The organism is Thalassotalea ponticola, from assembly GCF_041379045.1.
Lineage (GTDB): Bacteria > Pseudomonadota > Gammaproteobacteria > Enterobacterales > Alteromonadaceae > Thalassotalea_A > Thalassotalea_A ponticola.
This window is the reverse complement of record NZ_CP166871.1, coordinates 3,046,784-3,065,113: the sequence shown is the minus strand read 5'-3', so window position 1 is coordinate 3,065,113 and position 18,330 is coordinate 3,046,784. Positions and strand designations below refer to the sequence as shown.

The window sequence follows — 18,330 nt, the reverse complement described above, 5'->3', positions numbered from 1 at the left end:
TTAAAACATGTACTGACTTATTAAACCGAGCAGGATGATCAATAACCCCCAGTGATTATTGAGAAATGCGCTAAAGCACTTATCGCGTTCGCGATTGGCAATCAACCGGTGTTGATAGACAAAGCTTGCAGCGACCAAAGCAAGCGCCATGTAGTACCAGCCATCAAATTGTTCTAATTGTCCCACTTTAACTAACATAGTCAGTGCTAACAGTTGTAATAGGGCAATGGCAAGTTTGTCAAAGCGAGCAAAAAAAATGGCAGTCGACTTAATGCCAATCTTTATGTCATCGTCCCTGTCGACCATGGCATAAATCGTATCGTAAGCGACAGTCCACGCTAAATTGGCGAAAAACAACAGCCAAGCGACCGTGGTGATCTGGCCATTAATTTCATTAAACGCCATGATCATACCCCAACTAAACGCAGCACCGAGTACCACTTGTGGAAAATGTGTGTAACGCTTCATAAACGGGTAACAAAATGCCAGCAATAAAGCGACGAGTGAGAGTAAGATCGTCGACCAAGACAATGTCATTACCAACACAAATGCGATTGTGATCAACCCGGTAAACAAGGCTAAGGCTTGCCGTTCTGTAACCATGCCACTGACCAGTGGGCGGTTGGCGGTGCGTTTCACATGACCATCAACTCGTCGATCGGCGTAATCATTAATAACACAGCCTGCGCTGCGCATGATGAACACACCGAGGGTGAAAACTGCAATAAGGTGCCAGCCGGGAAAGCCGTTAGCCGCAACAACGAGAGACCAATATGTAGGCCAAAGTAACAGATAGGTGCCAATTGGCTTATCCATACGAGTAAGTTGTTTAATAGCGTGCCAATTTGGTATTAAGTCAGTCATAACGGTGCTGATATTGTGAAAGCGAAATGTTGTTATGCTGGCTATAGTAGCCTATCGGCTACGTTGAATAAAGTATCGCGGTAGTCTGTGACGAGCGCACCGTCATCAGTAAACAAGTTTGGTGAGAATAGAGCGTGGTGCAATGCTCAAACTCACCAACTTATGCAATGTCAGGCAGGTATTTAATTGGCGGTAACAACAATGGTCACCCCTCTGTCTGAAGCCCTGTCTGATGCATGTGTTAAGTCAATAATATCAACGTCGTCGATGCGGTATTTAGATCGCGCCTTGTTGTTGAGATAACGGAATGTATCGTTGGCATCATACTGCGCGGTAAACTCAACCAATGTGGCGTCATTACAACTGATGTTTTGTATCGCAAGGTGAGTTTGTACCTGTGATTGAGCACTGATGTCACGGTACAATCGCTTAATCTGACTTTTGGTCGCTTTTAAATTGTCGGTGACAGCAGAAACACACAATTTAGTGGCGAGCGAATCATCGCCAGCAACAAAAGAAGGGGTGTCGGCAATGGTGTTAAAGCACAGCAACGAACCGCAAAGTAGGGTTGAGATAGGGATGGTCGCTCTCATAGTATATTCTCCGATGTGGTAACCATCATTGAGTATACGTATCCATCACCAATTCTTTATGATGCAAACATAATATGCAGCTTACTTTAAAATAACTATTATTTTCAGATTGTTAACGACAAATAAAGAGGTTTGCTTTAGCTTTTCATTAGGTTTTCATAAGCGGCTGAACCCGGTAAGAAAACTTCGGCTACCATAAGAGGCTTGTCGCCAATGTAAAAGAGACTGCGACGTCCCCAGAGGCTGTGGGTTACCTGTAAATCGAGTAGCGCAGCTAATTCACAGACCCTCAATGATGGAGCTATTTCAGCGATCTCGACAATATCTCGGCGCAGATTCGGGTCGTTAAAAAGCACTTGTCCCAAAGGGCGCTCACCGAGTTCGGCTAGTTGTTGCTGAGGCCCGGTTAAACTGGCCAATGGCAACAAACTACGAGCAAAAACAGTCGGCTGATGATCGCAAAATAGCACTACCTCACGCACCAAGACTTGTTCCCCTTGTTGGATTTTTGCATTGGCTTCATGGGCTTGACAAGGCTCGACCCGTTGACCGAGTAATTCGACCCGAAAGTTCTGGCATTGTCGTTGCAATCGAGCGGTCAGCGAACTGGCGTCCAGTAACCAGTCCTGCAGGCTGGGTACGTCCGGTGTATCGACCGTGCTGACCCAGTTAACATTTAGACCGATTGGGAATTGAGAATGTAAGCTTGCCATATTGTTAAACCTTGGCGTTGCGTTGATGACAGATAAAAGCAAAAGCCACGCCACAAAGCAAGCCCATAAAGTGAGCGGTATTGGCAACATTAATAGGCATAAAATCAGTAAAGCCGAGCACTAACCAAAACAGCATAAAGCCAATGATAGGCTGTGATAAGCCGATACCGCGACCAGGGTTTAAGTAGCCAAACCACCAAACAAAGCCAAATACCGCATAGACAACCCCAGACAGACCAGCAAAGCTCGGGCCAGAGACAAAAAACTGACTGAGGTTGGAGATTAGGGCGGATACCAAAAATAACGCGATTAACCAGCGACTGCCGACGTGCCGTTCTATTTGCCCACCTAATTGCCACCACCACATGGTATTAAAGGCGATGTGCAACAGTGAATAGTGAAAAACAGCCGGGGTGATGAAGCGCCACGGTTGCTGTAACGTTTGCTGCAAATCGCCATATTGATTGATCAGCAACAGTTGATACAAGCTATCGCCCAACACTAGCACCGTGGCTATAAACACCAACCAACACAGGGCAAAAATGAGCAGTGTAAACGGGCCGGCATTGCTGATAAAACTCTGTTTTAGCGATGCCCAGCTGCCCGTTGAGGATAAATCAAGAGATGCGCCACTATGCCACGCCGATGCCTGATACCGCTCAGCGGTTGGGTTTTGGATGAATTGCTCAAATTCCCTCTGCGCTTGTGCTAGGTGTTCGGTGTCACACCAGAGAACGAGCGACTCGTTATCTGCATCGCTATCGGTATCAGTCGTTAACTTAGCTCGAATTCCACAACTGTTGAGGTAGCTGATAAAAATCTTCGCTAAAGATTTGTGCTGGATATGGGCAAACGGCTGCATCGGGTGTTATCGTTCAATTTTATCGGGATAGGTGCGAGACCATAAGTCGAAGCCACCATCGAGTGAATAGACATCACTAAAGTCATGACCAATTAAAAATTGGGCGGCTTGTTGACTTGATATACCGTGATAACAGCACACAATGGTTGGTGCATCAAAATCAGCCTCGCGTAAAAAGTCGGCGAGATTTTCATTGCTCAATTGAATCGCACCTGGAATCCTGCCGCTGGCAAATGATTGAGGGTCGCGAATATCTAATATGACAAACTTATTCAGCTCTAAATTTTGATATACGTCATTGACGTGTAGATGTTTAAAACTCATGGGTGCTCGTACTCGGCCTGTTGTTAAAGTCACTATCTAATGGCGATTGTAACACAGCTATGCATTGTTGAAATAGGGATAAAAAAAGGCCAGAAGCATCGCTCTGGCCTTGTTGGATAGCCTAGGCGTTAATCCCAGTTGAGTATAACTTTACCTGAATTCCCAGATAACATCGCATCGAAGCCTTGCTGGAAATCATCAATGTTAAACTGATGGGTAATGATCGGACTAATGTCTAATCCAGACTGGATTAAGCTCGCCATCTTATACCAGGTCTCAAACATTTCACGGCCGTAAATACCCTTGATGATCAGCCCTTTAAAAATGACTTTAGACCAGTCAATGGCCATGTCTTGGCCTGGTATGCCTAACATCGCTATTTTTCCGCCGTTATTCATGCTGTCGAGCATGGCGTGAAATGCCGATGGCACGCCGGACATCTCCAGACCAACATCAAAGCCCTCGGTCATACCTAACTCGTTCATGACATCGTTGAGGTTTTCGTTAGCTACATTTACCGCCCGAGTTGCGCCCATTTTACGCGCCAAGTCGAGGCGGTATTCATTGATATCGGTAATGACAACATGGCGAGCACCTACGTGCTTAGCGACGGCTGCGGCCATAATGCCAATAGGGCCAGCGCCTGTTATAAGCACGTCTTCACCGACTAAATCAAAAGATAAAGCGGTGTGTACAGCATTGCCAAACGGATCAAAGATACTGGCTAATTCGTCGGATACTTCATCGGGCAGTTTAAACGCGTTAAACGCCGGTATCACTAAGTATTCGGCGAAGCAACCGGTGCGGTCGACGCCAACACCTATCGTGTTATTACACAAATGGGTTCGGCCAGCGCGGCAGTTTCGGCAGTGTCCACAGGTGATATGGCCTTCACCGGATACGCGGTCGCCTTCGGTAAAGCCTTTAACTTCACTCCCCATGCCAACAACGACACCAGAATATTCGTGTCCGACAACCATAGGTACGGGGATGGTCTTTTGTGACCACTCATCCCAGTTATAGATATGGATATCAGTACCACAGATTGCCGTTTTTTTAATTTTGATTAACAGATCGTTTGGACCCACTTCAGGCATTGGAGAATCGGTCATCCAGATACCGGTTTGTGGTTTTAATTTAGCTAATGATTTCATTGCATTACCTTCGGTTAGATGATGCCCATGTCTTTGCCAATTTCAATAAAGGCATTAATTGCTTGGTCTAGTTGTGCTTTGCTGTGGGCCGCCGAAATTTGGGTTCGTATACGCGCTTGCCCTTTCGGTACGACAGGGAACGAAAAGCCAATGACGTAAATCCCTTTGGCTAATAGTCTATCTGCCATGTCAGCGGCAATTTTTGCGTCGCCTAACATAACAGGAATAATGGCGTGATCAGCACCGGCACAGGTAAAGCCAGCGGCTTCCATTTTAGTGCGAAAATATGCCGCATTGTCTTTTAACGTGGCGCGCAATTGGCCGCCATCGGCAAGCATATCCAGTACGCAAATTGACGCATTGACAATAGCCGGTGCTAGTGAATTAGAGAACAAATACGGGCGTGAGCGTTGACGTAGCCATTCAACGATTTCTTTTTTACCTGAGGTGTAACCCCCTGAAGCGCCACCCATGGCTTTACCAAGCGTACCAGTGATGATGTCAACTCGGTCGATAACATCACAATACTCGTGAGAACCACGGCCGTGTTCACCAACAAAGCCAACAGCATGCGAGTCATCAACCATAACCAAGGCATCGTATTTGTCAGCTAAATCACAGATGCCTTTGAGGTTGGCGATAACACCATCCATCGAAAACACGCCATCGGTAGCGATCAACTTATAACGCGCACCCGCTTCATTAGCGGCAATCAATTGAGCTTCTAAATCAGCCATGTCATTGTTGGCATAACGAAAGCGCTTTGCTTTACACAAACGCACACCGTCAATAATTGATGCGTGATTTAAAGCGTCAGAGATAATCGCGTCTTCAGGGCCCAAAATGGTTTCAAACAAACCGGCGTTGGCATCAAAACACGATGAGTACAAAATAGTATCTTCGGTGCCTAAAAATGCACTAAGTTTGTTTTCTAAGGTTTTGTGAATATCTTGCGTACCACAAATAAAACGCACCGACGCCATGCCAAAACCGTGGTGATCTAAACCTTGTTTAGCAGCGTCGATTAGTTTTGGGTGATTGGCTAAGCCCAAATAGTTATTGGCGCAAAAGTTAATGACTTGCTCGCCACTGCTTACCGCGATATTCGCCTTTTGTGCCGTGGTGATAACGCGTTCGGATTTATATAAACCTTCTTCTTTTACCTGATCAATTTGTTGTTGCAGGTGATTGAGGAAATTTGCAGACATTTAAACCTCAGTTACTTGTTGTAATAGGGTGTGAAAAGCAGTTCGTACCCTGTTGAAATTGCGGCTCATTCTACGCTTTTAAGAGCTCAGTGCCTAGTCTAAATTGGTGAACCTCACACGACGGTGTTGAAATTGATGTAACGTCCAATTGCCGGTATGCAAGAGTATAGCCCAGTAAATTGCGCTAGGAGCGACCTCATCGCTGTTAATCAATTTAAAAATCGCAAATGGATCAGTATACTGGGGGTATTATTAATCACTAGGCAGCCAATAACTTGACTCGCAATAGCTTAGCATTTCGCCTTTATCAACTTGTTATTTTTATATTAGCGCCATTGCTGGTGGTGTTTTTTTTGCTGCGTTCAGTAACCCATCGCGAATATCGACAGCGATTAAGCGAGCGTTTTGGTTGGGTGCGCAGTGGGATGAAAAGCGGGGGAATTGTTGTTCATGCGGCAAGCGTCGGCGAAGTTATTGCCATTAAGCCGTTTGTCGAAGGTGTTATTGCGCGCTTCCCCGAGTTACCGATAACAGTGACTACGTTTACGCCGACCGGCTCGGCTCAAGTGGTTAAATCGTTTCAAGGTCGAGTACAACATTGCTACTTACCCCTAGATATCTCCTTTTGCGTACACTTGTTCTTTAAGTTATTGCGCCCCAAAGCAGTCGTATTGATGGAAACGGAACTATGGCCTACGCTGATTCAGCGTTGTGCTAAGTCTGATATAGCACTGTTACTGATTAATGCCCGTTTGTCTGATAAATCGATGAAGCAGTATAAAAAGTTAACCTGGTTGATCAGCCCCGCGCTAAATAAGTTTGACCAAATTCTATGCCAAAGCGGTGATCACGCGGATAATTTTATTGCCTTAGGAGCCAAGACGGATATCGTTTCTGTCAGTGGCAACTTAAAGTACGATATCAGCTTGACCACCGATGTTGAGCAAATGATCGCTGAACTAAAACAATCACTGGCGCCCTCAACTCGGCGCATTATTGTGTTTGGCAGTAGTCATCAGGGTGAGGAAGCACAAATGCTCAAAGCCTTAACCGCACTCAAAGACAAGTTGCCAGGTTTGTTGCTGATTGTAGTACCTCGTCACCCTGAGCGCTTTGATGATGTTGCCGCGTTAATTGATCGCAACCATTTCAAGTGTGTGCGCCGCAGTGATAAAAGTCAGGTCGACGTTGAGCACGACGTTTGGCTAATTGATACCTTAGGCGAGTTATTTGCGTGCTACGCGTTAGCCGATATATGTGTTGTCGCCGGAAGTTTTAGTGCGATAGGAGGCCACAATCCATTAGAGCCAGCGTTGTTTGCCAAACCAATTGTTGTCGGCCCCAATATGGCCAACTTCAAAGAGGTTAATCAACAGCTCATTGATGGGCGTGGTATTGTTCAGTTAGCTCACAACGAAGAACTAGCGAGTACCTTATTTCACTTGCTTAACGACACACATTTGCGCTCTGATTTAGGCCGTAATGCACAACGCGTGGTGACAGCGAATCAAGGGGCAACGCAGCAAAGTATCGAGGTGTTGGCTAACCTACTCAGTCAGTGACTTAGCTCGCTGCGCAAGCAGGTGCGCAGAGCGAGCACTGGATGAGGTAAATAGCGCCATCGACAGACGTTAGGCAGGTCAACTAAAGAGCTTTCTCGATGGCATCAGTAACCATGTCAATGTGTATGTTATCCATTAAATTGCCTTTAGCGCGTATTCCCCATGGCAATTGAGCACTGGTTTTGCCGTGTTGTTGCTCGATACATTGCTCATAAACAGAAACAACTAAGTTTTGATCGCAATACGGACCTGTGCGCTTTGGATTAGAATGAGCATACAGACCAATAACAGGGGTGTTCACCGCCGTTGCCATATGTGCAGGGCCAGTGTCTGGAGCAATCACCAACTTGGCCGACTCTAGTACCGCTAGCATTTGCTTGAGGTTGGTTTTGCCAACGAGATTAATCGGTGAGCACTCAGTTAACGCTTCAATATCACGCGCCAACTGTTTTTCCAACTCTGCTGGCCCACCACACAACACCACGTTATAGCCTTGCTTGGCCATGTGATCAGCCGCTTCTGCGTAGCCTTTAGCATGCCAATTTCGCTCAGCTTTACTCGCCGCCGCCGCAATAACACAGTACAGTTTGTCTTGACTGATATGCTGCTTAGTCCACTGCCTTTCTTCGTCGCCAAAAGGCATCAACCAACTCGGTTCGCTCGTTTTGACGCCAATGGCTTTGGCGAAATTGAGAAAGCCGTCTAATACATGGGGCTCACTTTGTGCGTCTATTTGGTGATTAGTAAACAACCATTGCCCTTCTTTGGCGCGACTTTTGTCAAAGCCGATTTTGACGTTGGCAGGTATAAAAAGACTGGCGATACTCGCTCTTAGCGCTACTTGCATGTGCAGTAATACATCAAAGCGTCGGCCTGACATCTGCTGTTGCAATTGTCGGTAGCCACGCCAACCTTTAGACTTGTCAAATACGATAAACTCAACGCCGGGTAAGCCGCTTAGCAACATATGCTCAACTTTGCCGATGACCCAAGTGATTTGCGTTTGTGGATATTGCTTTTGAATTTGTTGTACCATGGCAACGGCATGGCAAACATCGCCAATTGCTGACAGTCTTAAAATACACAGAGATTTTGGCTCAGTTGGAAGTTGACCCGCCATAAAGGATTCACCACAATTAATGTTAAAACTCGTGCTTGCACCTCGGCGTGTTTCCCTCGTTAGAGAATATCACGTAACAGCAAGCGCTTACTTAAAGGCTTATTATCTTGAACCTAGCGAGATTTGTAAAACATTCAGGCATAAATCTTTCTCAACAAGGCAACATCACCTGTTTGTATGATGCTGAACTGCTCAGTGACTTTAGCGTCGACATGTTTGATCCCGAGTATTGGCAACAGCGCGATGCAGTTCTGGGTTCGTCCACCGGTAGGGGGACTGCTTGGTTTGTTAAACATCAGAACGTCAATATGGTGTTGCGCCATTATTATCGCGGCGGTTTAATCGGTAAGCTCGTCAACGACAGCTATGTGTTTGCAGGGTTAATGAACACCCGCGCAGCGCGCGAATTTGTGTTGCTAAAAACACTGCAAACATTACATTTGCCGGCGCCTAAACCGCTGGCTATTAAAGTACAACAGCAAGGGTTGACGTATCGCGCAGATATTTTAATTGAGCTGATTAGAGATGCCCAAGACTTGGTTGCGATTCTAAGTAAACAAGCGTTAGATCATGATACTTGGCTCAGCATTGGCCAATGCATTAAGCGCTTTCATCAACAGCGTATCTATCATCACGATTTGAATGCGCACAACATCATGTTGGACAACAATGCTAAAGTCTGGTTGATTGATTTTGACCAAGGCAAACAAATGCCCGAGCAAGGGGCGTGGCAGCAGCAAAACCTGGATCGCTTGCACCGATCGTTTGTCAAAGAGCGCTCGCAATTGACCAACTTTAATTTTACCGAGCAAAATTGGCAATCGCTAGTGCAGGGATATCAGCAAGGTTGACTACGTCACCGCCACTACTTGCGCAAAAACAGATGCTGGCGCCATCGCTAAGGGCGCCGTTAACGCGCGGCGACGAACGCCATAAACAGTCTACAAGCGGACGCTTTAGCTTTCTTCCTGCATCGCCTGTTGTAATAGGTTTTTGTATTTGCCTCGAGCGGTTTCAAAGGCATCGCGTGCATCGTTGGTGACATAGGGGCTCAACAGAGCAAATATTTTAAGTAAGCCTTCATAAATGCGTTGGTCATTTATTTCAGGTTCGTCATCGACTTGAGTTTGCAAATAACTTAACCAAAATGTGGTGGTTAAGCGCAATAAACACGTTAAATCTTCGTATTCATCTTCGGCAATGTCTAATATGTTGGCATCATTTAGTGAGTGCAGCATATTCAGTACGCGTTGTTTGATTTGTCGCTGTATTTCGCTAAAGCGCTTCTTCAACGCCGGATTCTTGGCAAGTAATACCGGTAAGTTGGAATAGAAAAAGCGAAACTTGGAAATCAATTGGAACACGATATCCATGTACAATAGAATGCTGTCTAGCGGATCTTCGGTATCTTTCAAGTTTTCAAATTGCGAGATTAAGTCGTCGGCATATTCGCTGTATATGGTGTCAATGATGTCTTCTTTGTTGCGAAAATGGTAATACAAATTACCCGGACTAATACCGAGGTGGGCGGCAATGTGATTGGTGGTGATATTGCGTTCACCTTGTTCATTGAATAGCTCGATGCTAGCGTGAATAATTTTATCTCTTGTTTTCATTTCTCGCAAAGCTCTTGTTGTCTGCCTGACATTGATAAATGTCGCGGTGAAAGAAAGTTTACACAGTGATATCATCATACTACCAATTTACTAACAAAAGAAACATTTTTGAGTATATGCTTTAATTTGTATCTGCATTTGCTTTGTAAGCGAGACAGGCTAAAATGGCAAAATCATCAAGATATAAGTAGTGAAAAATGAGTAACAAAGCGATATATCCGGGTACATTTGACCCGGTCACCAATGGTCATTTAGATTTGATTGCACGTGCGGCACAACTGTTTGAACACGTTGTTGTCGGTGTCGCCGCCAGTCCGAGTAAACAACCTGTGTTTGATCTGAATCAGCGAGTGGCAATGATTGAACAAGTCACTAATAGCTTAGCTAATGTTACCGTCGTGGGCTTTTCCGGATTGTTGGTTGACTTTGCCAAGGAGCAGCAGGCTCGTGTGTTAATACGAGGCTTACGCGCCGTCTCAGATTTTGAATATGAATTCCAATTGGCGAATATGAACCGTCGTTTATATCCGGATTTAGAAAGCGTATTTTTAACTCCAGCAGAAGAAAACTCATTTATCTCTTCCTCCCTCGTCAAAGAGGTGTCGCTGCACGGTGGCGATGTATCTGAATTTGTCCATCCGCATGTGAAGCAGATGCTTGATCAAACCCTATACAATAAAGCCAAGCACCGTTAGCGGGCTTGGCACTGTGGACAAAAGGTTGTAGCTCGTCCGCTTTGTTTGATTTCTTTCAGCGGCGTTTGGCAAGTGATACAGGGTAAATTCTTGCGACCATATACCGCCAGCGATTGAGCGAAATAACCCGGTTTGCCATCGGCTTGGGTAAAGTCCTTCAATGTTGTTCCGCCTTGCTCAATGGCCTTCTCAAGGACCAATTTGATTTCATCGGCTAGGTTTTGGCAGCGCTTTTTGGATAGCTTCCCCGCTGCTAATGTGGGCTTAATGCCAGCCTTAAACAAGCTTTCGTTGGCGTAAATATTCCCCACGCCGACGACGATGAGGTTATTCATAATAAAGGTTTTAATCGCCACGGTTTTATTGCGAGACTTTTGGTAGAGATAGTCACCATCAAAATCAGCGGACAAGGGCTCAGGTCCTTGCTTTACCAGTAACGGGTGTTGGCTCACATCGCCGGTCAGCCAGAGCACGGCGCCAAAGCGTCGCGGATCGTTAAGGCGCAATATCTTGTCGTTGGCGAATACCAAATCAAAGTGATCGTGTTTATTAACGGCGGCCTGCTTAGGTAATACGCGTAATGTACCAGACATACCTAAATGCAATAATAAGGTGCCTTTCTCAGTCGCCAATAACAAGTATTTAGCTCGGCGAGTGATGCTATTGATGGTTAACCCTTCGAGCTCAGTGATGTCGTCACTGACAGGCCAGCGCATATTGTAATTGCGCACAATCACTTGGCTCACGGTTTGATTTAAAAGGTGCGGTTCAATGCCGCGGCGACAGGTTTCTACTTCAGGTAATTCAGGCATAGTATGTAAATGTGGCGTTCCAGCTTTGGCATCACGCCATTATATCGATTTTGGGTTACTGGCTGATCGTGGTTAATTTGCAGATAAATTCGGCGGCATAGGGCAGTCAAGCGTATCGGCAATCGCACGAACCAGCTCCATTTCTTGGTGAGTAAACAGTTTATCACTAGTCGCAATTAACAAACACGCTTTTAAAATATTTGGCTTGGCTTGCACTTGTAAATTGACTAATTGAGATAACGCCTGATCAAGGTGGTTAAATTGGCACTGTGTTTTGCTCAACAAGTTGAGCTCTGGCATTTCTGCCGTTTGTTTGATCAGCGGTAGCAAGCGCTGTTGTTCTTGTTGATCGTCGACCAAGTGATGCAGTAGAGCACTAAATAATACCTCGGCACTGTGATAGCACTGACTTGGCGTGTGTTGCTTATCGACGCGATTGGCTTTTTCAAACGCCCCTCCGACGTGACGGCGAATCATACGCAGTAATACCCACTCAGACAGGGCAACGTGTTGGTCGCTATCAATCAACACTTGCATATGTGTTAGCATGTCTCGATATTGATTCTCTGCCAGTGTTTGCAATAAAGGAATACTCATATCAATCAACGGCAAGCGAAAACGCGGATGTAGTGTCGCCAAGGTGTGATCGATAGCGTGCAGTTGAGAGGTCAATTCGGTGGAACAGTGTTGTTGCAAATAGTTGAGTTGGCGTTGCTTAATGTCGCTTTTGGAGTCGAGTAATAAGCCGTAAATAACCGCTTGTGCACCAACTCGATTGCGCACTGCGTCAAGTACATTGACCGGCATTTCCAATAATAATTGATGGGCGTAATCAAGCTGTTGATCGCTTATTTGTCCTATGCTGTCGATTGCTTGTTGAGCAACAGCAGCCGCGGTGATGGTTTTGACCAAGGTTTCACCGCGTTGCCTGTTATCTGTCGCTTGATCCTGAGTTTTTTCAGCTGTTTGTGGCTGCGCACGTTCTGCCTTGTTTTGTCGGTTGATTTTTTGCTGAATTTCAAAATGTGGCGATATGCGCTTGATACGCCGAGCGAGAGGCGGGTGAGTGGCAAACAATGAGTCGACAAATGTACTTACTCCTTGACTGAAGTAGGCATGACTCATTTGTGGCGCCAGGGGTGAACTCAATTGAGAGCCGACCTGGGATTGACGAATTTTGGACAGCGCGCCGGCTATGCCCTCTTTACTACGGGTAAACTGAACCGCGCTGGCATCAGCTAGGTACTCGCGCTGGCGACTGACTGCGGCTTTGATTAACCCACCAAAAAAATTACCGCTAAAGCCGATAACAACTAAAGCGAGGCCCAATCCCAAAATCGCGCCAGCATTCTTGTCATTGCCGCGAATCGTGCGCAGCAAATAATAGCCGATATAACCGATAATCAAGATACCGTGTAATATACCGATCAGGCGCATGTTAAGGCGTGTGTCACCGTTGAGTAAGTGACTAAACTCATGGGCAATAACCCCTTGTAACTCTTGGCGCGAAAGTAAATCAAGTGACCCTCGGGTGACGCCAATTACAGCGTCAGACGTGCGATAGCCAGCAGCAAAGGCGTTAATCGCGTGTTCGTCATCGAGTACATACACACCAGGCACAGGAGTCCCCGAGGCGATAGCCATTTCCTCAACGACATTTAGCAATTGTTTTTCTTTGCTATCTCGGGTGTCATGGGTTATCCGTTTACCACCTAACAGCTCGGCAATTTTTTTACCACCGGCCCCCAAGCTGATACTTTTGTAGGCGCTACCTGAAAAAATAATCAGACTCACGATACAGGCGACAAAAATAGCAGCGTGCCAATCAAATTGGGCGCTCACTAACTGCCAACTGAAATACTGATTGGCATCTTTAACCAAGAACGCCTGCAATGCCATCACCATTGTGTAGGTCATGACTATTAAACTGACTACCGCGGCCACAAACAAGAAAACTAACTGCGCTGTTTTGCGTCGAGCGTTTTGTTGAGCCTGAAAAAAATCCATTGGATACTACTCTGTAAACGGATTATTTAAACGATACAGATGGCGCTTTTTGAATTTGTTCTGAATCCTCAAATTCAAGTAATTGGGCATCAACACCGTGGCCAAACATGCCTGCTAATATGTTTTGTGGAAAACTTTGCTTATAGGTGTTGTAACTCATTACCTGGTCATTAAAGGCTTGGCGAGCAAAACTGACTCGATTTTCAGTACTTACTAACTCTTCATTGAGCTGCATCATATTTTCATTTGCTTTAAGCTCAGGGTAGTCTTCCATCACCACATTCAGTTTGCTCAGCGCTCCCATTAGAGATCCCTCTGCGCCCATTAACGCTTGCATCGCTTGTGGGTCGCCGGGGCTTGCGGCAGCGGCGGCCAGTCCGTTTGCGGCATTGTTTCTGGCGGTAATTACCGCTTCGAGAGTTTCTCGTTCGTGACTCATATACGCTTTAGCTGTTTCAACCAGGTTCGGTATTAAGTCATAACGCCGCTTTAGCTGTACTTCAATTTGGGCAAAGGCATTTTTGTAACGGTTCTTTAATGCGACAAGCTGATTAAAAATACCAATAAAGTAGAGTACGGCGACAATGACAACCGCAAGAAATATCCAAAAACCCATGCTGAGCTCCCGTTTGCTGATCTGAATGTTAGATAAATGTTAATTTATCTGTTGTAGCTAAATGGTGCAAGTAGTAAATGACACTGCTTGCCGGGTGAGCGGGCCTTGTGTTAGCCAAGGCGAGGGGGGGTTGAACATTAGATATAAAAAAACCCGGTGCGATACCGGGTTTTTTAAGAAAGCGCAGTCAATTACTTGATTTTTGCTTCTTTGTAGATCACGTGCTTGCGAGCTTTTGGATCAAACTTTTTGATTTCCATCTTTTCAGGCATGGTCTTTTTATTCTTGTCAGTAGTATAAAAATGACCAGTACCAGCAGATGAAACTAAACGAATTTTATCACGCATTGTTCAATTCCTTAGATATTTTCGCCACGGGCACGGATGTCTGCTAACACAGCATCGATACCTTTTTTATCGATGATACGCATTCCTTTAGGAGTAGTGCGCAATTTTACGAAACGATTTTCACTTTCAACCCAAAAACGGTGAGTTTGTAGGTTTGGTAAAAAACGACGACGAGTAGCGTTCAAAGCGTGTGAACGGTTGTTACCTACCATCGGTTTTTTGCCTGTAACTTGGCAAACTTTAGACATGTGAGTCACTCCAAATAATTAATTTCAGCTCGAGCTTGTTTAATCTCCCAGGCCGTCGCCTATGGGAGCCTGAAAAAGGTCGCAAATTATATAGACGTCCTTTTAAATGATCAAGCATTATCGGCTACAAATTAAGCTGATGTTTGTTAATGGGCGCGATTATACGTGTATTTGTAGAAAAACCCAACAAAATTTCATCTCTATTGTCGCTTTTTTCACGTAAATAGCGATCAAATCATTAGTTTATCGGCCAGCTGATAAGCTGGGAAATTAATTAACGACGCTGATAAGGCGCTTACTCGCGGGATATCTTGTAAATAAAGGTTAATTAAATAAGTCGTTAAATTGGGATTCAAGCCAGTTCACTGCTAAATTTTAAACGTAACACAATGTGAGGTGAGCTATGCGTTGGCAAGGTAAACGAAAAAGTACGAACGTAGAAGACAGACGAGGGCAACGAGTTGTCGCTGGGGCGGGATTACTGGCTGGAGTGGTGAGGTTTATTCCTTACTTGTTAAAGAGTAAATTGGGACGAATGGTTTTAATCGTCGGGGTTGTCGGCTACTTTGGCGCCCAAATGTTGGGCTTTAATTTGGCACCCAACTTGAGTTCTGGCACTACCCAGGGCAGTGTTGAACTAACACCTCAACAACAACAGCTCGGTGAATTTGTTTCTGTGGTCTTGGCCGATACCGAAGATACGTGGACACAGTTGTTACAACAACACCAAGTGCGCTATCGCGAACCTGTATTGGTGCTGTTTACTCAAGCTGTGCAATCTGCATGTGGTACGGCAAGCTCAGCCGTTGGGCCGTTTTACTGCCCAGCTGATGAAAAACTGTACATTGACTTATCATTTTACCAAGACCTTAAAAACCGCCATGGTGCACCGGGTGACTTTGCACAAGCCTACGTTATCGCTCACGAAGTGGGGCATCACTTACAAAAGATATTTGGTACCACCGACAAGGTACACAGAGCACAGCAAAGCCTGGGCAAAAGTGAGGCCAATCAACTGTCGGTCCGCCTTGAGTTACAAGCCGACTGTTTTGCTGGCGTATGGGGATATCACGCACACACCAAACGAAACATGCTCGAAGCCGGTGATTTAGAGGAAGCTCTGACCGCAGCGGCTGCGATTGGCGACGATCGATTGCAAAAGCAGGCGCAAGGAAGAGTAACGCCTGACAGCTTTACCCATGGCAGCTCGGAGCAACGAGTGCGCTGGTTTAAGCGCGGCTTCGACAACGGCGACTTTACCATGTGCAATACCTTTGACAGTAACGCCTTGTGATCTAGGGGCTGTTGGCTTTTGTCGTTTGTTGTTGCAATGATTTTGCCTTGCATTTTTGCAAGATAGCACTAGTTATGAGTGGTTATAGCCAAAAGACCATAGACACGAGCTAGCTTGCTCAGACAAGCTAGATGCTGGTCGGTGTAACCCAGGGGATTGGTATGCCAGCGGCCGCAAAAACAATTGGCTCGACTATCACTCGTTACATGTCGCCGCGTTCTGCTAACGAACAAGCCAGATGTCCTGCTACAATAATGTGATCTAACACCGTTACGTCAATAAGTGCCAACGCCTTAACCAATTTTTCGGTAATTTGTTTGTCGGCTAAACTGGGCTCGGCTATTCCCGACGGATGGTTGTGCGACAAAATCAGTGCGCAAGCCCGATATTTTAAAGTGGTTTCAACGACCACCCGCGGGTACACACTCGCGCAGTCTATGGTGCCAAAAAATAGCTTTTTATAAGCCAGTACTTTGTGTTGACTATCCAACAACAAAATTGAGAACACTTCATGAGGTTCGTGTTTTAACTGACTGATGAGGTATTGTTTGGTATGGCTCGACGAACGCAAGCTAACCCCCGCATCGAGTTTACTAGCGAGAAATCGTCGAGAAATCTCCAAGCACGCGTGCAATTGTGCGTATTTGGCATTGCCAACACCGAGTTGTTGGCAAAACGCCTCGCGCTCGGCAATACACAAATTGTGTAGCGAACCAAAATTGCTAAGGAGCTGACGTCCAAGCGCTACTGCATCGAGATTTTTGGTTCCTGAACCAAGAAAAATAGCGAGCAGCTCGGCGTCTGTTAGGTGTTCAACACCATGAGAGATAAGTTTTTCGCGAGGGCGTTCGTTTTCTGGCCAATTTCGTAACATGTTAGCGATCCTTGCTTTGTTGCATTGTCATTGCCGGATACTGATTCAGCGGTGTGTCTGGGCAGAGTGAATGACCACTAATCGTCGGATAAGTATTTAATATCCATTTAAATACGTGCTATCTTATCGGCACAATCATTAGATACAGCGACAACCGTGTCGTTAATTTTAGCAGGATAAGATGTTTTTACAGAATAAAAATATCGTTTTAGGTGTCACTGGTGGTATTGCCGCTTATAAGTGTGCTGAGTTAATTCGCCGCTTAAAAGAGCAAGGTGCTAACGTGAGAGTGATTATGACCGATGGCGCTAAAGCGTTTATTACTCCGTTAACCCTACAAGCGGTGTCGGCAAACCCCGTTTCAGACAGCTTACTCGACCCAGCGGCAGAAGCGGCGATGGGACACATAGAATTAGCGAAGTGGGCCGACTTATTGCTTATCGCTCCGGCTTCTGCAAATACGCTTGCTCGTATGGCGACAGGTATGGCGGATGATTTGTTGATGACGACCGTATTAGCAACACCTGCGCCTATAGCTATTGCCCCTGCGATGAATCAACAAATGTGGCGAGCTAAAGCCACCCAGAACAATGTTGCCGTGTTAAACGAGCGTGGGGTCGCTATTTGGGGACCCGCACAAGGTGAACAGGCGTGTGGGGATGTTGGCTATGGTCGAATGTTAGAACCCAATGATATTGTTGCACAGGTAGTGGCGCACTTTAATACTGACCAGCAACAGCTCCTTGCGGGGCAACATTGGCTCATTAGTGCAGGGCCAACCCGTGAAGCCATCGATCCGGTGCGTTACATCAGTAATCACTCTTCCGGTAAAATGGGATATGCTATCGCCGCCGCCGCCCACAAACTCGGTGCCAAAGTGACCATCGTATCCGGGCCGGTTGCGTTATCCACACCAAGCGGCTGTCAACGAATCAATGTAGACAGCGGTCAACAAATGTACGATGCGGTTATGGAGCAAGTGCGTTGTTGCGACGTATTTGTTGGCTGCGCAGCGGTCGCCGATTATAAAGTGGCCCACGTCAGTGAGCAAAAAATCAAAAAAACCGATGACAATGAGCAAATGTCGATACAACTGGTGAAAAATCCAGACATCGTGGCAAGCGTCGCCAAGCTCACTAATAAGCCTTTTACCGTCGGCTTTGCTGCCGAAACACAAGATGTAAAAAACTACGCAAAAGGCAAACTACAGCGTAAAAACCTTGATATGATCGCCGCAAACGACGTTGCCAAACAGGGACAGGGTTTTAACAGTGACGATAATGCGTTGATGGTATTTTGGTCTGATGGAGAACAGCAATTGCCATTGCAAAATAAACAGTCACTAGCGGATGCGCTGGTTTTACTAATTCAGCAGAAAATGCATGGGTAACGGCTGCACAGACGGCTGATAACAATAAATC

20 protein-coding genes are annotated in these 18,330 nt (G+C 45.8%); 5 read left to right on the top strand and 15 right to left on the bottom strand.

Annotated features, from left to right (window positions below; translation table 11 throughout):
* The 7 genes from ubiA to ACAY30_RS13470 all read right to left on the bottom strand — a co-directional run bounded on the left by ubiA (nucleotide 1) and on the right by ACAY30_RS13470 (nucleotide 5,718).
* Nucleotides 1–816 (bottom strand): 4-hydroxybenzoate octaprenyltransferase, encoded by an 816-nt coding sequence (gene ubiA / locus ACAY30_RS13500; RefSeq protein WP_371189933.1) that lies wholly within the window; start codon nucleotides 814–816, stop codon nucleotides 1–3.
* Nucleotides 817–1,046: 230 nt separating this feature from the next.
* Nucleotides 1,047–1,457 carry a DUF3718 domain-containing protein gene (locus ACAY30_RS13495; RefSeq protein WP_290251645.1) on the bottom strand — a complete coding sequence of 137 codons (411 nt, stop codon included), beginning with the start codon at nucleotides 1,455–1,457 and terminating at the stop codon, nucleotides 1,047–1,049.
* A 137-nt stretch (nucleotides 1,458–1,594) separates the two neighbouring features.
* Nucleotides 1,595–2,170 (bottom strand): chorismate lyase, encoded by a 576-nt coding sequence (locus tag ACAY30_RS13490; protein WP_290251646.1) that lies wholly within the window; start codon nucleotides 2,168–2,170, stop codon nucleotides 1,595–1,597.
* A 4-nt stretch (nucleotides 2,171–2,174) separates the two neighbouring features.
* Nucleotides 2,175–3,032 carry a rhomboid family intramembrane serine protease GlpG gene (gene glpG, locus ACAY30_RS13485; RefSeq protein ID WP_290251647.1) on the bottom strand — a complete coding sequence of 286 codons (858 nt, stop codon included), beginning with the start codon at nucleotides 3,030–3,032 and terminating at the stop codon, nucleotides 2,175–2,177.
* A gap of 6 nt (nucleotides 3,033–3,038) precedes the next feature.
* Nucleotides 3,039–3,356, bottom strand: a complete 318-nt coding sequence (gene glpE / locus ACAY30_RS13480; RefSeq protein WP_290251648.1) for a thiosulfate sulfurtransferase GlpE — start codon at nucleotides 3,354–3,356, stop codon at nucleotides 3,039–3,041.
* A 128-nt stretch (nucleotides 3,357–3,484) separates the two neighbouring features.
* The gene (tdh, locus tag ACAY30_RS13475; protein ID WP_290251649.1) at nucleotides 3,485–4,510 is read right to left on the bottom strand and encodes an L-threonine 3-dehydrogenase; all 1,026 of its coding nucleotides are present in this window, start codon (nucleotides 4,508–4,510) and stop codon (nucleotides 3,485–3,487) included.
* Nucleotides 4,511–4,524: 14 nt separating this feature from the next.
* On the bottom strand, nucleotides 4,525–5,718 hold the full coding sequence (locus tag ACAY30_RS13470) for a glycine C-acetyltransferase (RefSeq protein ID WP_290251650.1): 1,194 nt from the start codon (nucleotides 5,716–5,718) through the stop codon (nucleotides 4,525–4,527).
* Between the two features lie 275 nt (nucleotides 5,719–5,993).
* Between ACAY30_RS13470 and waaA the strand changes: the two genes are divergently transcribed.
* Nucleotides 5,994–7,280: a lipid IV(A) 3-deoxy-D-manno-octulosonic acid transferase gene (gene waaA, locus ACAY30_RS13465; RefSeq protein ID WP_290251651.1), complete on the top strand. Its 1,287-nt coding sequence runs from the start codon at nucleotides 5,994–5,996 to the stop codon at nucleotides 7,278–7,280.
* A gap of 82 nt (nucleotides 7,281–7,362) precedes the next feature.
* Here waaA and ACAY30_RS13460 read toward each other — a convergent pair whose 3' ends face one another.
* A complete protein-coding gene (locus tag ACAY30_RS13460; protein ID WP_290251652.1) occupies nucleotides 7,363–8,400 on the bottom strand; it encodes a glycosyltransferase family 9 protein in 1,038 nt (345 codons plus the stop codon).
* 173 nt (nucleotides 8,401–8,573) lie between these two features.
* On the opposite strand from ACAY30_RS13460, the gene ACAY30_RS13455 reads away from it, so the two are divergent.
* Nucleotides 8,574–9,251 (top strand): 3-deoxy-D-manno-octulosonic acid kinase, encoded by a 678-nt coding sequence (locus ACAY30_RS13455; protein WP_371189932.1) that lies wholly within the window; start codon nucleotides 8,574–8,576, stop codon nucleotides 9,249–9,251.
* A gap of 105 nt (nucleotides 9,252–9,356) precedes the next feature.
* Here the strand turns inward: ACAY30_RS13455 and ACAY30_RS13450 are convergent, their stop codons facing one another.
* Nucleotides 9,357–10,016, bottom strand: a complete 660-nt coding sequence (locus ACAY30_RS13450; RefSeq protein ID WP_290251654.1) for a TetR/AcrR family transcriptional regulator — start codon at nucleotides 10,014–10,016, stop codon at nucleotides 9,357–9,359.
* Between the two features lie 197 nt (nucleotides 10,017–10,213).
* Here ACAY30_RS13450 and coaD point away from each other — a divergent pair, with 197 nt between their 5' ends.
* Nucleotides 10,214–10,711, top strand: a complete 498-nt coding sequence (coaD, locus tag ACAY30_RS13445; RefSeq protein WP_290251655.1) for a pantetheine-phosphate adenylyltransferase — start codon at nucleotides 10,214–10,216, stop codon at nucleotides 10,709–10,711.
* On the opposite strand, the gene mutM is transcribed toward coaD, so the two are convergent.
* From mutM to rpmB, 5 genes are all read right to left on the bottom strand, one after another.
* Nucleotides 10,708–11,523 carry a bifunctional DNA-formamidopyrimidine glycosylase/DNA-(apurinic or apyrimidinic site) lyase gene (gene mutM, locus ACAY30_RS13440; RefSeq protein ID WP_290251656.1) on the bottom strand — a complete coding sequence of 272 codons (816 nt, stop codon included), beginning with the start codon at nucleotides 11,521–11,523 and terminating at the stop codon, nucleotides 10,708–10,710. The genes coaD and mutM overlap by 4 nt on opposite strands.
* A 72-nt stretch (nucleotides 11,524–11,595) precedes the next feature.
* A complete protein-coding gene (locus ACAY30_RS13435; RefSeq protein WP_290251657.1) occupies nucleotides 11,596–13,530 on the bottom strand; it encodes a M48 family metallopeptidase in 1,935 nt (644 codons plus the stop codon).
* Nucleotides 13,531–13,552: 22 nt separating this feature from the next.
* Nucleotides 13,553–14,146: a LemA family protein gene (locus tag ACAY30_RS13430; RefSeq protein WP_290251658.1), complete on the bottom strand. Its 594-nt coding sequence runs from the start codon at nucleotides 14,144–14,146 to the stop codon at nucleotides 13,553–13,555.
* 191 nt (nucleotides 14,147–14,337) lie between these two features.
* A complete protein-coding gene (rpmG, locus tag ACAY30_RS13425) occupies nucleotides 14,338–14,493 on the bottom strand; it encodes a 50S ribosomal protein L33 (protein WP_033078277.1) in 156 nt (51 codons plus the stop codon).
* 11 nt (nucleotides 14,494–14,504) lie between these two features.
* Nucleotides 14,505–14,741 carry a 50S ribosomal protein L28 gene (gene rpmB, locus ACAY30_RS13420; RefSeq protein WP_290251659.1) on the bottom strand — a complete coding sequence of 79 codons (237 nt, stop codon included), beginning with the start codon at nucleotides 14,739–14,741 and terminating at the stop codon, nucleotides 14,505–14,507.
* 403 nt (nucleotides 14,742–15,144) lie between these two features.
* Between rpmB and ACAY30_RS13415 the strand changes: the two genes are divergently transcribed.
* A complete protein-coding gene (locus tag ACAY30_RS13415; protein ID WP_290251660.1) occupies nucleotides 15,145–16,035 on the top strand; it encodes a neutral zinc metallopeptidase in 891 nt (296 codons plus the stop codon).
* 202 nt (nucleotides 16,036–16,237) lie between these two features.
* Here the strand turns inward: ACAY30_RS13415 and radC are convergent, their stop codons facing one another.
* A complete protein-coding gene (radC, locus tag ACAY30_RS13410) occupies nucleotides 16,238–16,909 on the bottom strand; it encodes a DNA repair protein RadC (protein ID WP_290251661.1) in 672 nt (223 codons plus the stop codon).
* 181 nt (nucleotides 16,910–17,090) lie between these two features.
* Between radC and coaBC the strand changes: the two genes are divergently transcribed.
* Nucleotides 17,091–18,299, top strand: coding sequence for a bifunctional phosphopantothenoylcysteine decarboxylase/phosphopantothenate--cysteine ligase CoaBC (coaBC, locus tag ACAY30_RS13405; protein WP_290251662.1), 1,209 nt, complete (start codon nucleotides 17,091–17,093; stop codon nucleotides 18,297–18,299).
* Nucleotides 18,300–18,330 lie beyond the last annotated feature (31 nt).

Bases quoted from the DNA above. Each gene is read 5' to 3' on its own strand.
- ACAY30_RS13430 (WP_290251658.1), bottom strand. From the start codon at position 14,146: ATGGGTTTTTGGATATTTCTTGCGGTTGTCATTGTCGCCGTACTCTAC.
- ACAY30_RS13490 (WP_290251646.1), bottom strand. From the start codon at position 2,170: ATGGCAAGCTTACATTCTCAATTCCCAATCGGTCTAAATGTTAACTGG.
- radC (WP_290251661.1), bottom strand. From the start codon at position 16,909: ATGTTACGAAATTGGCCAGAAAACGAACGCCCTCGCGAAAAACTTATC.
- glpE (WP_290251648.1), bottom strand. From the start codon at position 3,356: ATGAGTTTTAAACATCTACACGTCAATGACGTATATCAAAATTTAGAG.
- ACAY30_RS13470 (WP_290251650.1), bottom strand. From the start codon at position 5,718: ATGTCTGCAAATTTCCTCAATCACCTGCAACAACAAATTGATCAGGTA.
- ACAY30_RS13495 (WP_290251645.1), bottom strand. From the start codon at position 1,457: ATGAGAGCGACCATCCCTATCTCAACCCTACTTTGCGGTTCGTTGCTG.
- ACAY30_RS13435 (WP_290251657.1), bottom strand. From the start codon at position 13,530: ATGGATTTTTTTCAGGCTCAACAAAACGCTCGACGCAAAACAGCGCAG.
- glpG (WP_290251647.1), bottom strand. From the start codon at position 3,032: ATGCAGCCGTTTGCCCATATCCAGCACAAATCTTTAGCGAAGATTTTT.
- tdh (WP_290251649.1), bottom strand. From the start codon at position 4,510: ATGAAATCATTAGCTAAATTAAAACCACAAACCGGTATCTGGATGACC.
- rpmB (WP_290251659.1), bottom strand. From the start codon at position 14,741: ATGTCTAAAGTTTGCCAAGTTACAGGCAAAAAACCGATGGTAGGTAAC.
- ACAY30_RS13450 (WP_290251654.1), bottom strand. From the start codon at position 10,016: ATGAAAACAAGAGATAAAATTATTCACGCTAGCATCGAGCTATTCAAT.
- ubiA (WP_371189933.1), bottom strand. From the start codon at position 816: ATGGATAAGCCAATTGGCACCTATCTGTTACTTTGGCCTACATATTGG.
- rpmG (WP_033078277.1), bottom strand. From the start codon at position 14,493: ATGCGTGATAAAATTCGTTTAGTTTCATCTGCTGGTACTGGTCATTTT.
- mutM (WP_290251656.1), bottom strand. From the start codon at position 11,523: ATGCCTGAATTACCTGAAGTAGAAACCTGTCGCCGCGGCATTGAACCG.
- coaBC (WP_290251662.1), top strand. From the start codon at position 17,091: ATGTTTTTACAGAATAAAAATATCGTTTTAGGTGTCACTGGTGGTATT.
- ACAY30_RS13460 (WP_290251652.1), bottom strand. From the start codon at position 8,400: ATGGCGGGTCAACTTCCAACTGAGCCAAAATCTCTGTGTATTTTAAGA.
- coaD (WP_290251655.1), top strand. From the start codon at position 10,214: ATGAGTAACAAAGCGATATATCCGGGTACATTTGACCCGGTCACCAAT.
- ACAY30_RS13415 (WP_290251660.1), top strand. From the start codon at position 15,145: ATGCGTTGGCAAGGTAAACGAAAAAGTACGAACGTAGAAGACAGACGA.